The organism is Pseudomonas tehranensis (assembly GCF_014268615.1).
GTDB lineage: Bacteria > Pseudomonadota > Gammaproteobacteria > Pseudomonadales > Pseudomonadaceae > Aquipseudomonas > Aquipseudomonas tehranensis.
In genome coordinates this window covers 1-11,148 of the sequence record NZ_JABWQV010000162.1, presented here as the reverse complement: position 1 = coordinate 11,148, position 11,148 = coordinate 1, and the positions used below count along the sequence as shown (strand labels likewise).

The 11,148-nt window shown below is 62.0% G+C and carries 15 protein-coding genes; 5 read left to right on the top strand and 10 right to left on the bottom strand.

Features of this window, described 5'->3' with window-relative positions; genetic code table 11:
- Positions 1-43 precede the first annotated feature (43 nt).
- Positions 44-766, bottom strand: coding sequence for a monofunctional biosynthetic peptidoglycan transglycosylase (gene mtgA / locus HU811_RS19515; RefSeq protein ID WP_186657567.1), 723 nt, complete (start codon positions 764-766; stop codon positions 44-46).
- A 73-nt stretch (positions 767-839) separates the two neighbouring features.
- On the opposite strand from mtgA, the gene HU811_RS19510 reads away from it, so the two are divergent.
- From HU811_RS19510 to trmB, 4 genes are all read left to right on the top strand, one after another.
- Positions 840-1,211: a DUF423 domain-containing protein gene (locus tag HU811_RS19510; RefSeq protein ID WP_047226019.1), complete on the top strand. Its 372-nt coding sequence runs from the start codon at positions 840-842 to the stop codon at positions 1,209-1,211.
- A gap of 90 nt (positions 1,212-1,301) precedes the next feature.
- Positions 1,302-1,502, top strand: coding sequence for a sulfur carrier protein ThiS (gene thiS, locus HU811_RS19505; RefSeq protein ID WP_160893822.1), 201 nt, complete (start codon positions 1,302-1,304; stop codon positions 1,500-1,502).
- Between the two features lie 54 nt (positions 1,503-1,556).
- Positions 1,557-2,351: a thiazole synthase gene (locus tag HU811_RS19500; protein WP_003177480.1), complete on the top strand. Its 795-nt coding sequence runs from the start codon at positions 1,557-1,559 to the stop codon at positions 2,349-2,351.
- Positions 2,352-2,360: 9 nt separating this feature from the next.
- Complete coding sequence (trmB, locus tag HU811_RS19495) at positions 2,361-3,086, top strand: tRNA (guanosine(46)-N7)-methyltransferase TrmB (RefSeq protein ID WP_186657565.1); 726 nt, start codon at positions 2,361-2,363, stop codon at positions 3,084-3,086.
- A 176-nt stretch (positions 3,087-3,262) separates the two neighbouring features.
- Here the strand turns inward: trmB and HU811_RS19490 are convergent, their stop codons facing one another.
- The 9 genes from HU811_RS19490 to HU811_RS19450 all read right to left on the bottom strand — a co-directional run bounded on the left by HU811_RS19490 (position 3,263) and on the right by HU811_RS19450 (position 10,007).
- The gene (locus HU811_RS19490) at positions 3,263-3,586 is read right to left on the bottom strand and encodes a DUF3392 domain-containing protein (protein WP_092395450.1); all 324 of its coding nucleotides are present in this window, start codon (positions 3,584-3,586) and stop codon (positions 3,263-3,265) included.
- Positions 3,587-3,603: 17 nt separating this feature from the next.
- Positions 3,604-4,803 carry a radical SAM family heme chaperone HemW gene (gene hemW / locus HU811_RS19485; RefSeq protein ID WP_225248463.1) on the bottom strand — a complete coding sequence of 400 codons (1,200 nt, stop codon included), beginning with the start codon at positions 4,801-4,803 and terminating at the stop codon, positions 3,604-3,606.
- Positions 4,800-5,396 carry an RdgB/HAM1 family non-canonical purine NTP pyrophosphatase gene (gene rdgB / locus HU811_RS19480; RefSeq protein ID WP_047226014.1) on the bottom strand — a complete coding sequence of 199 codons (597 nt, stop codon included), beginning with the start codon at positions 5,394-5,396 and terminating at the stop codon, positions 4,800-4,802. The genes hemW and rdgB overlap by 4 nt, the downstream gene beginning before the upstream one ends.
- Positions 5,393-5,827: a DUF4426 domain-containing protein gene (locus HU811_RS19475; RefSeq protein ID WP_186657563.1), complete on the bottom strand. Its 435-nt coding sequence runs from the start codon at positions 5,825-5,827 to the stop codon at positions 5,393-5,395. The genes rdgB and HU811_RS19475 overlap by 4 nt, the downstream gene beginning before the upstream one ends.
- 25 nt (positions 5,828-5,852) lie before the next feature.
- Positions 5,853-6,473, bottom strand: coding sequence for a methionine biosynthesis protein MetW (gene metW, locus HU811_RS19470; RefSeq protein WP_047226012.1), 621 nt, complete (start codon positions 6,471-6,473; stop codon positions 5,853-5,855).
- A 7-nt stretch (positions 6,474-6,480) separates the two neighbouring features.
- On the bottom strand, positions 6,481-7,620 hold the full coding sequence (gene metX / locus HU811_RS19465) for a homoserine O-succinyltransferase MetX (protein WP_092395458.1): 1,140 nt from the start codon (positions 7,618-7,620) through the stop codon (positions 6,481-6,483).
- Positions 7,621-7,858: 238 nt separating this feature from the next.
- Positions 7,859-8,449, bottom strand: coding sequence for a YggT family protein (locus HU811_RS19460; RefSeq protein ID WP_047226010.1), 591 nt, complete (start codon positions 8,447-8,449; stop codon positions 7,859-7,861).
- A 10-nt stretch (positions 8,450-8,459) separates the two neighbouring features.
- Positions 8,460-9,278, bottom strand: coding sequence for a pyrroline-5-carboxylate reductase (gene proC, locus HU811_RS19455; RefSeq protein ID WP_186657561.1), 819 nt, complete (start codon positions 9,276-9,278; stop codon positions 8,460-8,462).
- Between the two features lie 42 nt (positions 9,279-9,320).
- Positions 9,321-10,007, bottom strand: a complete 687-nt coding sequence (locus tag HU811_RS19450) for a YggS family pyridoxal phosphate-dependent enzyme (protein ID WP_047226008.1) — start codon at positions 10,005-10,007, stop codon at positions 9,321-9,323.
- A 53-nt stretch (positions 10,008-10,060) separates the two neighbouring features.
- Between HU811_RS19450 and HU811_RS19445 the strand changes: the two genes are divergently transcribed.
- Entirely contained in the window at positions 10,061-11,095 is a 1,035-nt protein-coding gene (locus HU811_RS19445) for a type IV pilus twitching motility protein PilT (RefSeq protein ID WP_092395464.1), read from the top strand.
- Positions 11,096-11,148: the final 53 nt, after the last annotated feature.

The window sequence follows — 11,148 nt, the reverse complement described above, 5'->3', positions numbered from 1 at the left end:
TTCGCGAGCAAGCCCGCTCCCACAGGGGGTGTTAGTGTCTTGGTTACTGCGCCCAAGGCGCCCGCCGCGAATCATTCAGGCCCAGCAGGTAGCTGTCGCCCCCCAACTGGCTCATCTGCCGGCGAATCCAGTTCGCGCGCCGCAGTACATAAGGGCTCGGGCGTGCGGCGTTCCATACCCGGGGGTTGGGCAGGACCGCCGCCAGCAGGCTGGCCTGTTGCCGGGACAATGCATCGGCGCCTACCCGAAAGTGATGCCGCGCCGCGGCTTCGGCGCCGAACACACCGTCATCCCACTCGACACTGTTGAGGTACACCTCGAGAATCCGCTGCTTGGGCCAGAGTATTTCGATCAGCGCGGTAAACCAGGCTTCCAGGCCCTTGCGCAGCCAGCTACGGCCCGGCCACAGGAACAAATTCTTGGACACTTGCTGGCTGAGGGTGCTGGCGCCGCGAATCGAGCCGCCACGTCCGTTATGGGTAAGCGCGGCCTGGATCGCACCGAAGTCGAAGCCCCAGTGCTCAGGAAATTTCTGGTCCTCACCCGCGATTACCGCGATTTTGAGGTTGTCGGAAATCTGATCCCAGGGTTGCCAGGTACGCTGCAGGTCGATCGGCTCGCCACCGAACCAGGATTCAACCTTGCGCTCGATCATCAGCGCGGTGAACGGCGGCGGCACCACGCGAAACAGCAGCACCAGCACAACGCTGCCGACGGCGAACCAGAGCAGGGCTTTAACGAATCGTCGAAACAATGAACGCAACATAGAGATGGCTTGGCCGAACCCGTCGAGCGGGCCATTATACAGACCCTGTCCACCGAGTCTGACTGGAGTTCTCATGCTGCGTAGTTTTCTGATGCTGGCTGCTTTTTTCGGCTTCACCGGCGTGGCACTGGGAGCGTTTGCCGCCCACGGCCTGAAAAACCGCCTGAGCGCCGATTACCTGGCGATCTTCCATACCGGCGTCACCTATCAGTTGGTACACACCCTGGCGTTGCTGGGCGTCGCGCTGCTGGCCACGCACATCCCCGGTCGCATCGTCACCTGGGCCGGGATTTCGTTTGTCATCGGTATCCTGCTGTTCTCCGGGAGTCTTTATCTGCTGACCCTCACGGGGATCAGCAAACTGGGCATTATCACGCCGTTCGGTGGCGTAGCGTTTCTGATCGGTTGGCTGTGCCTGGGGCTTGCCGCCTGGCGGTTGGGCTGACCGCACGGTCCAATTCATGACGAATGGCTTGGGTCACCCAGACTGATCGGGCTAGAATGCCAGCCCCTAAAAATGATGGCGGCATCCGGCATGCGCATTCAGTTGAACGGCGAACCCCTTGACCTGCCTGACGGTGAAACCGTTGCGGCCCTGCTGACCCGTCTGGAACTAACCGGACGCCGCGTCGCGGTGGAGCTCAATCTGGATATCGTCCCGCGCAGCCAGCACGCCGACACCACGTTGAACGACGGCGACAGCGTCGAAGTGGTCCACGCCATCGGCGGCGGCTAGTCCCTGCGGTTTTACAGTATTTCGCAAGAACCTCACCCCAACAGAGGATTTCCCATGAGCATCGTTCGTAGCGACAAGCCCTTCGTCCTGGCCGGTCGTACCTACCAGTCGCGTTTGCTGGTTGGCACCGGCAAATACCGCGACATGGAAGAAACCCGCCTGGCCATCGAAGCCTCGGGCGCTGAAATCGTCACCGTTGCCGTGCGCCGCACCAACATCGGCCAGAACCCGGGCGAACCGAACCTGCTGGATATCCTGCCGCCAGATCGCTACACCATCCTGCCCAACACCGCCGGTTGCTTCGACGCCATCGAGGCCGTGCGCACCTGCCGCCTGGCCCGTGAGCTGCTCGACGGCCACAACCTGGTGAAACTGGAAGTGCTGGCGGACCAGAAAACCCTGTTCCCCAACGTGATCGAAACCCTCAAGGCCGCCGAAACCCTGGTCAAGGAAGGTTTCGACGTGATGGTCTACACCAGCGATGACCCGATCATCGCCCGTCAACTGGCGGAAATTGGCTGCATCGCGGTGATGCCGCTGGCTGGCCTGATCGGCACAGGCCTGGGGATCTGCAACCCGTACAACCTGCAGATCATCCTGGAAGAGGCCAAGATTCCGGTGTTGGTGGATGCCGGTGTCGGCACTGCGTCCGACGCCACTATCGCCATGGAACTGGGCTGTGAAGCAGTGCTGATGAACTCCGCTATTGCCCATGCCCAGCAACCGATCCTGATGGCCGAAGCCATGAAGCACGCCATTGTGGCTGGGCGTTTGGCGTACCTCGCCGGCCGCATGCCGAAAAAACTTTACGCCAGCGCCTCTTCGCCGCTGGATGGTCTGATCAAGTAAGAGCCATTGATGACTGAATCGAACGACACGCCTGTTCTCCCGGAAGAAGGCGAAGAGCGCCAACATCGCCGCATCAAGAGTTTCGTGATGCGCGCCGGGCGCATGACCGAAGGCCAGCAACGTGGTCTTGAGCAGGGCGCGCCGCGGTTCGTCCTGCCCCTGGCCGATGCGCCGGTGGATTTTGACCAGGTGTTCGGCCGCTCGGCGCCGCGCTCGCTGGAAATCGGCTTCGGCATGGGCCACTCGCTGCTGGAAATGGCCGCCGCGGCGCCGGAGCAGGATTTCATCGGTGTGGAAGTTCATCGTCCCGGTGTGGGCGCGCTGCTCAACGGCGTGTTGACCCAAGGGCTGACCAACCTGCGGGTCTACGACTGCGACGCCATCGAAGTGCTTAACCGCTGCGTGGCCGACAACAGTCTCGACCGGCTGATGCTGTTCTTCCCGGACCCATGGCACAAAAGCCGTCACCACAAGCGCCGCATCGTCCAGGCGTCGTTCGCTGAGCTGGTGCGCAGCAAGCTGAAGGTCGGCGGTGTGCTGCACATGGCCACCGACTGGGAGCCTTACGCCGAATACATGCTGGAAGTGATGAACGTCGCCCCGGGCTACCGCAACCTGGCCGAAGACGGCAAGTGCGTGCCGCGCCCGGCCGAACGACCGATCACCAAGTTCGAACGCCGTGGCGAACGCTTGGGGCATGGGGTTTGGGATTTGAAGTTCGAGAAGGTGGATTAAGCATCACGCAATAAAGGCTGTGGGAGCAAAGCTTTGTGGGATGAGCTTCTGTGGGAGCAAGGCTTGCCCGCGACAGCAGCGCCTCGGTGCAACTTGAACCTCGAGTTGCCTGCATCGCGAGCAAGCTTTGCTCCCACAAATCCTTGCTCCCACAGTTGTTTTAGGTTGTGGCCGGATCAGCGACGATCCGCCACCACGCCAATCAACACCAGCACCACCAACAGCACCGGCGCCAGGCTGTAGTTGTTGAACTGGCTCAAGCCCCGGACAATCCACGGCGTGGCGTAGATCAGCGCCGCGCCGCTGCCGATCATGCACAGCAGGGCGATCAGCGGGACGCGCAAGGCGCCGGCGATATTGCCAAGGCGTTGTTCGACCCAACCCTTGATGTCGGCACCAAACAGCACCAGCAGACACCCTACCAATGCCAGAGAGATTTCCGACAGGTTGCTGCGGCTCCAGCGGGACACGGTGGCGAGCAGGTCGAGTACCAGATCCATGGGGTTTCCTTGTGTGATTAGCTCAAAAATTTCTGCAATAGGTCGTTGAGAAACAACTGTCCGCGCTCGGTGGCTGCCAGACGTGCCGGTTCGACCTGCAACAACCCGCTTTGTTCGGCCTCGCGTCGGCCTTCAGCCAGGCTTTGCAAGGGCAAGCCGGTGCGCTCGGGGTAAAGCCGCGCGTCCACGCCTTCGGTCAGGCGCAGCGCGTTCATCAGGAACTCGAAGGGCAGCTCTTCATTGCTCAGGGTCTTCTCGCCGGCCAGGAAGCGTTTGGCTGGGTTGAGGTAGTCCTTGGGCAGGCGGGTTTTCCAGGTGCGCACAATACGCCCGTCCGGATGGCTGAGCTTGCCGTGGGCACCGGCACCGATGCCGATGAAGTCGCCGAAACTCCAGTAGTTGAGGTTATGCCGCGCCGGCCGGCCGGGTTGGGCGTAGGCCGAGACTTCGTATTGGCTGTAGCCATGTTCGGCCAGCAACGCTTGCCCGGCTTCCTGGATGTCCCACAGCGTGTCGTCTTCCGGCAAGGTCGGCGGCTGGTTCCAGAACACCGTGTTTGGCTCCAGGGTCAACTGATACCAGGACAGATGTGTGGGCTTCAACGCAATGGCTTGGCGCAAATCGCTCAAGGCGTCGTCCAGGGACTGATCGGGCAGGCCATGCATCAGGTCCAGGTTGAAGTTGTCGAACCCGGCCTGACGAGCCATGCCAGCCGCGCGCACGGCTTCGTCACCGTTGTGAATCCGGCCCAAAGCCTTGAGCTTGTCTTGCTGAAAGCTCTGGATGCCAATGGACAGGCGATTGATGCCCAGTGCCCGGTAAGCGACAAATTTCTCTTGTTCGAAGGTCCCCGGGTTGGCTTCCAGGGTGATTTCAATGTCATGGGCGAAGGGTATTCGCGCTTCGACACCTTTGAGCAGCCGGCCCAGGGCCTGGGCGCTGAACAGGCTTGGCGTGCCGCCGCCGAAAAAGATCGAGCTCAGTTCCCGGCCATACACCGCCTGCAAGTCCTGGTCGAGATCGGCCAGCAAGGCGTCGACGTACTCTTCCTCCGGCAACTGCGGGCTGGCGGTATGGGAGTTGAAATCGCAATACGGGCATTTGCGTACACACCACGGAATGTGGATGTACAACGCCAGGGGCGGCAGCACTGGCAGCGGCGCCCGAGGCGTTTGCGCACCGCCATGGATCAGGGGTGCAGGGGACTCATCGATCATTGCAGACCCAGGCGTTGACGCAGCAGGGCCATGGCGCGGGCGCGATGGCTCAGCTGGTTCTTTTCCACCGGGCCCAGCTCGGCGCTGGAGCAGTTGCGCTCCGGCACCCAGAACAGCGGATCGTAGCCAAAGCCGTGTTCGCCGCTGGCTTCAGTGAGAATGCGCCCGTGCCACAAGCCCTCGCAGAGGATCGGCAGTGGATCGTCGGCATGACGGACCAGGGCCAGGACGCAGACGAACTGCGCGCCGCGCTCGGCTTCGGGCACATCCTTGAGGGCCTCGAGCAGCTTGGCGTTGTTCGCCGCATCGCCTTTGCCATCTGCGTAGCGGGCTGAATAGATGCCCGGCGCACCGCCGAGAAAGTCCACCGCCAGCCCGGAATCGTCGGCCAATGCCGGCAGGCCCGAGATGCGTGCGGCATTGCGGGCCTTGAGGATGGCGTTCTCGACGAACGACAAGCCGGTTTCTTCAGGCTCTACCTGACTGAACTCGCCAATCGAGCGCAACTGCACCGAGCCGCCGAGCATGGCCTGGAGTTCCTTGAGTTTGCCGGCGTTGTGGCTGGCCAATACGAGTTGGGTGAAATTCATCATTGACCGGGGAACAGTTCCTGGTTGAAGTTGATGGTGTTGATCTTGTCGCCCGTTTGCACCTTGATCTCGAAGGTGCGGGTTTCCTGCTGGGGCACCGGGTACTGGGCGATGTAGTAGATCGCCCCTTGTTCGGTCACCTGCTTGAATTGCAGCGGGATACTTTGGCTGGTGAGGTCTTTCACTGTGCCGCTGACCTGGGCCATCAGAGGCTTGCCATCCTTGATGACCGAGACGTTGATCACGCCCTGGCCCTTGCTGCGGATCAGCTCGGCATTCTTGGCGATGTCCGGCGTCAGGAAGGTCGAGTTGAAGGTGTTGTAGTGCACGGTGATGTCACCGAACACTTCCTTGCGCTCGGCCTTGATGACGTCGGCCGCCATGGCGCCGACGCTCAGGCAGGCGGTGATGAGAAACAACGCTAGACGTTTCATGTCGTGCTCCTGGTAAGGCCGGGGTTCACACCGCGACCTGATGATCGGCAAGGCCTGGGCTGCTGACCCGATAAATGCCTATTTCACCTAACAGATTAGGCCATAGCTTGCTGGCCCACCCGTGGCGGTGCTGCTGGTCCACCGCCAGGCGATCGATGACCTTGGCTTGGCGCTCGCGGCACAGCGCCTCGAAATCCTCGAAGGTGCAGAAGTGGATGTTCGGCGTGTTGTACCAGGTATAGGGCAGGAACTCCGACACCGGCATGCGGCCCTTGCTCGCCAGGTACCAGCGGCAGCGCCAGTGCCCGAAGTTGGGGAAGGTGATGATGCACTGGCGCCCGACCCGCAGCATTTCGTCGAGGATCTTGTCCGGGTAGTGCACCGCTTGCAGCGCCTGGGTCATGACCACGATGTCGAAGCTGTTGCTGGCGAAGTTGCCCAGGCCCTTGTCCAGGTCCTGCTCGATCACGTTGATGCCCTTGGCCACGCACTCGGCGATGTTGTCCGGGTCGTTTTCCAGGCCGTAGCCGGTGACTTGCTTGTGGTCGCGCAGCCAGGTCAGCAGTTCGCCGTTGCCGCAGCCCAGGTCGAGCACGCGGCTGCCGGCGGGGATCCATTCCTGGATGATGTCCAGATCGGCTCTCATGGCGTCCTCACAGCGTTATACGGTTCATGTAGTTGCCGAACGCCTGCAGGTAGCGCGGGATCGGGATCAAAAAGGCGTCGTGCCCCTGGGGCGCGTCGATTTCCAGGTAGCAGACGTCCTTGCGGGCAGCCATCAGCGCGTCCACCAGCTCCCGAGAGCGGGCCGGGGAGAAACGCCAGTCGGTGGTGAATGACATTACGCAGAACCTGGCGGTGGCGCCTGCAAAGGTTTTTGCCAGGTCATCGTCGAAGTTCGCCGCCGGATCGAAGTAGTCCAGGGCTTTCGTCATCAACAGGTAGGTGTTGGCATCGAAGCGTCCGGAGAATTCTTCGCCCTGGTAGCGCAGGTAGCTTTCCACCTGGAATTCGACGCTGTGGAAGTCGTAGTTGAGCTTTTCGCTCTTGAGACCGCGGCCGAATTTTTCACCCATGGAATCATCGGACAGGTAGGTGATATGCCCGACCATCCGCGCCAGCATCAGCCCGCGCTTGGGGATCACGCCGTGTTCCTGGAACGAACCGCCGTGGAATTCCGGATCGGTGAGGATCGCCTGGCGCGCCACTTCGTTGAAGGCGATGTTCTGCGCCGACAGCTTGGGGGCCGAGGCGATTGCCAGGCAGTGGCGCACGCGGTCCGGGTAGGTGATGGTCCATTGCAGGGCTTGCATGCCGCCCAGGCTGCCGCCGATCACTGCGGCCCACTGGGTGATACCAAGGCGGTCCGCCAGGCGTGCCTGACTGTGGACCCAGTCTTCTACGGTCAGTACCGGAAAGTCGGCGCCGAAGGGCCTGCCGGTGTCCGGATTGACGCTGCTGGGGCCGGTGGAGCCGTTGCAACCGCCGAGGTTGTTCAGGCTGACCACGAAGAACTTGTTGGTGTCGATGGGCTTGCCCGGGCCGATGCAACTGTCCCACCAGCCCGGCTTGCGGTCGTCGACACTGTGATAGCCGGCGGCGTGGTGATGCCCCGACAGGGCGTGGCAAATCAGCACGGCATTGCTCGCCGTGGCATTGAGGGTGCCGTAGGTTTCGAAAATCAGGTCATAGGCTGGCAACGAACGGCCGCAGGCCAGGGCCAGGGGCTCGCTGAAATGCGCCATTTGCGGCGTCACCAGACCAACGGAATCGGGGGGAAAGGCAGCTGGCATCGACCCTGCTCTCGTTGAAATGAGGCGTAAGTCTAAAGACCGCTGTGGCAAGCGGCAAGCAAAGGCCGGAGCTGATTGTCCGCCCGCTGCAAACCCTGTGGGAGCAAGGCTTGCCCGCGATGAGGACGAGGCGGTCGTGTAGGAGCTGTCGAGTGCAACGAGGCTGCGATCTTTCCCCGGACAATTGAGTCGCAAGCGAAAGATCAAAAGATCGCAGCCTTCGGCAGCTCCTACAGGGTCAGATCAGCAGCCGCAGGATTTCCGGCATCATGGTCATCGCCGCGAGGTTGTTGATCACCAGCATGTCGATCAGCTTGAGCACCAGGAACGCCAGGATCGGCGAGATATCCAGGCCCCCCAGGTTCGGCACGATGCGGCGGAACGGTGCCAGCGCCGGCTCGCAGATCTGGTTCACCAGCTCGGCGCCCGGGTTGTGGCTGCCGGGAGCGACCCAGGACAGGATCACGCTGATGATCAGGGCGAAGAAGAAAATCTTCAGGAACAGCGCGGTCACGCCAATGATCGACCAGATCAGCAGTTGCAGCGGGTTGCCGGTGGTGCCGTAGGTCAGCAGCAGGGTCAGGGCCATCAGCGCCAGTTGCACGATGATCGCCAGTACCAGCGACGACATGTCCAGGCCGAACACGCTCGGAATGATCCGGCGCAGTGGCTTGAGCAATGGCTGGGTGGCCTTGACGATGAACTGGCACAGCGGGTTGTAGAAGTTGGCGCGCACCAGTTGCAACACAAAGCGCAGCAGTACGATCAGCAGGTACAGGCTGCCGAGGGTTTGCAGCACGTAGACCGCTGCAGTGTTCAATCCGATCATGAATGGCTCCTTATTGGCCCAGTTGTTCGGCCATTTCGGCCGAGCGGTGCGCGGCGGCGCCGAGTGCTTTTTCCACCAGGGCTTCGAAGCCCCCGGCCTGAAACGATTTGATGGCGGCTTCCGTAGTGCCGGCCGGCGAGGTCACCCGGCGCCGCAGTTCGGCTGCATCGACATCGCTGGACACGGCCATGTGAGCGGCGCCCAGGGCGGTCTGCAACGTCAGCTGGGCGGCGGTTTCGCGTGGCAGGCCGAGTTTTTCACCAGCGGCGGTCATGGCTTCGATCAGCAGGAAGAAGTAGGCCGGGCCCGAGCCGGACACGGCCGTCACCGCATCCAGTTGCTGCTCGGTTTCCAGCCACAGTGCCAGGCCGACGGCCGATAGCAGTTGTTCGGCCTGCTGGCGCTGTTCGGCGCTCACGTGTGCGGTCGCGAACAGCCCACTGACGCCCTGGCGCAGCAGCGCCGGAGTATTGGGCATGCAACGCACGATTGGCTGGGCACCCAGCCAGTTATTCATGCTGGCGCAGGTGATGCCGGCGGCGATCGACACCACCAGTTGATGGGGTTTGAGGCTCGGGCGAAGGGCTTCGCACACGGCTTTCATCGCCTGTGGCTTGACCGCCAGCACGACGACGTCCGCGCCCTCGATGGCCTGGGCGTTGTCGGCGAACGTGTCGATGCCGTGCTCTGTGCTCACCCGGGCGCGGGTCTCGGCCCCCGGATCGCTGGCGCGGATCTGCGAAGCGTCCAGACCCTTGGCCCGCAGGCCGCCGATCAGGCTGGCGGCCATGTTGCCGGCGCCGATGAAGGCAATACGTGTGTCGCTCATGACAGGTCCTTGATTAGAGAGTTGAGTCAGCATGGCTTACGGCTAGCTACGGCTATAGTCGCGCGCGCCAAACAGCGCTGTACCGATCCGCACCCAGGTGGCGCCCTGGGCAATGGCCGACTCGAGGTCATGGCTCATGCCCATGGACAGGGTGTCCAGCGGTAGCTTCAGATCGGCTTGCAAGCGTTGAACCGCTGCGAAGGCGGCATCTTGGGCGGCACGCTCCTCGGTTGGTTCGGGAATCGCCATCAACCCACGCAGCTTCAGGCGTGGCAACGCACTGATGGCGCTGGCCAGAGCGGGCAGGTCCGCCGCGGTGCAGCCGGATTTGCTGTCTTCACCGCTGACGTTGACCTGGATGCAGATGTTCAGCGGCGGCAGGTCGGCCGGGCGCTGCTCGGACAGGCGTTGTGCAATTTTCAAACGATCCACGGAATGCACCCAGTCGAAATGTTCGGCGATAGCGCGCGTCTTGTTCGATTGAATGGGGCCGATGAAGTGCCAGATCAAGGGCAGGTCGGTCAGTTCGGCCTGTTTGCCCAGCGCCTCCTGCAGATAGTTCTCGCCAAAATCCCGCAGGCCGGCGGCATAGGCTTCACGCAGGGCCTGGGCGGGCTTGGTCTTGCTCACCGCCAGCAGCTGCACGCTGTGTTCGTCGCGGTGGGCGGCTTGTTCGGCTGCGCGGATACGCGATCTAACCTGAGCAATGTTGTCTGCTATCGTGGACATAAAGAAGCGCCAGCGGTGAGGTTCGCGGCATTCTACTGGAATTGAGGAGCGCTATGGATATCACTGAGTTACTGGCGTTCAGCGCCAAACAGGGCGCATCGGACCTGCACTTGTCCGCCGGGCTGCCGCCGATGATCCGTGTCGATGGCGATGTGAGGCGGATCAACCTGCCGGCCCTGGACCACAAGCAGGTCCATGAGCTGATCTACGACATCATGAACGACCGGCAGCGGGTGGATTACGAGAAGTTTCTGGAAACCGACTTTTCCTTCGACGTGCCGGGCGTCGCACGGTTCCGGGTCAATGCGTTCAACCAGAATCGCGGTGCAGGTGCGGTGTTCCGAACCATCCCGTCGAAAGTCCTGACCATGGAAGACCTGGGGATGGGCGATGTGTTTCGCAAAGTGACCGAGGCGCCTCGCGGGCTGGTGTTGGTGACCGGGCCGACCGGCTCCGGCAAGTCCACCACCCTGGCGGCGATGATCGACTACCTCAACACCCACAAACACCATCACATCCTCACCATCGAAGACCCCATCGAGTTTGTCCACGAGCCGCGCAAATGCCTGATCAACCAGCGCGAGGTGCACCGCGACACCCAAAGTTTCTCCACGGCCCTACGCTCAGCCCTGCGCGAAGACCCAGACGTGATTCTGGTCGGGGAGATGCGTGACCTGGAGACCATCCGCCTGGCCCTGACCGCCGCCGAAACCGGTCACCTGGTGTTCGGCACCTTGCACACCACCTCTGCGGCCAAGACCATCGACCGGGTGGTGGACGTGTTCCCGGGGGACGAGAAATCCATGGTTCGTTCGATGTTGTCCGAATCCTTGCAGGCGGTGATTTCACAGACGCTGGTCAAGAAGATCGGCGGCGGCCGGGTCGCGGCGCATGAAATCATGCTGGGAACGTCGGCGATCCGTAACCTGATCCGCGAAGACAAAATCGCTCAGATGTACTCGTCGATCCAGACCGGTGGCTCGCTAGGGATGCAGACGCTGGATATGTGTTTGAAGGATTTGGTGAGCAAAGGCTTGATCAGCCGCGAGCATGCGCGGGAGAAGGCGCGCACGCCGGATAACTTCTGAGAAGAAATTTCTGTGGCGTTTTCGAGGGCCTCTTCGCGAGCAAGCCCGCTCCC

Excerpts from the sequence above, each read along its gene's own strand:
- mtgA (WP_186657567.1), bottom strand. The coding sequence starts at position 766 with ATGTTGCGTTCATTGTTTCGACGATTCGTTAAAGCCCTGCTCTGGTTC.
- HU811_RS19510 (WP_047226019.1), top strand. The coding sequence starts at position 840 with ATGCTGCGTAGTTTTCTGATGCTGGCTGCTTTTTTCGGCTTCACCGGC.
- thiS (WP_160893822.1), top strand. The coding sequence starts at position 1,302 with ATGCGCATTCAGTTGAACGGCGAACCCCTTGACCTGCCTGACGGTGAA.
- HU811_RS19500 (WP_003177480.1), top strand. The coding sequence starts at position 1,557 with ATGAGCATCGTTCGTAGCGACAAGCCCTTCGTCCTGGCCGGTCGTACC.
- trmB (WP_186657565.1), top strand. The coding sequence starts at position 2,361 with ATGACTGAATCGAACGACACGCCTGTTCTCCCGGAAGAAGGCGAAGAG.
- HU811_RS19490 (WP_092395450.1), bottom strand. The coding sequence starts at position 3,586 with ATGGATCTGGTACTCGACCTGCTCGCCACCGTGTCCCGCTGGAGCCGC.
- hemW (WP_225248463.1), bottom strand. The coding sequence starts at position 4,803 with ATGATCGATGAGTCCCCTGCACCCCTGATCCATGGCGGTGCGCAAACG.
- rdgB (WP_047226014.1), bottom strand. The coding sequence starts at position 5,396 with ATGATGAATTTCACCCAACTCGTATTGGCCAGCCACAACGCCGGCAAA.
- HU811_RS19475 (WP_186657563.1), bottom strand. The coding sequence starts at position 5,827 with ATGAAACGTCTAGCGTTGTTTCTCATCACCGCCTGCCTGAGCGTCGGC.
- metW (WP_047226012.1), bottom strand. The coding sequence starts at position 6,473 with ATGAGAGCCGATCTGGACATCATCCAGGAATGGATCCCCGCCGGCAGC.
- metX (WP_092395458.1), bottom strand. The coding sequence starts at position 7,620 with ATGCCAGCTGCCTTTCCCCCCGATTCCGTTGGTCTGGTGACGCCGCAA.
- HU811_RS19460 (WP_047226010.1), bottom strand. The coding sequence starts at position 8,449 with ATGATCGGATTGAACACTGCAGCGGTCTACGTGCTGCAAACCCTCGGC.
- proC (WP_186657561.1), bottom strand. The coding sequence starts at position 9,278 with ATGAGCGACACACGTATTGCCTTCATCGGCGCCGGCAACATGGCCGCC.
- HU811_RS19450 (WP_047226008.1), bottom strand. The coding sequence starts at position 10,007 with ATGTCCACGATAGCAGACAACATTGCTCAGGTTAGATCGCGTATCCGC.
- HU811_RS19445 (WP_092395464.1), top strand. The coding sequence starts at position 10,061 with ATGGATATCACTGAGTTACTGGCGTTCAGCGCCAAACAGGGCGCATCG.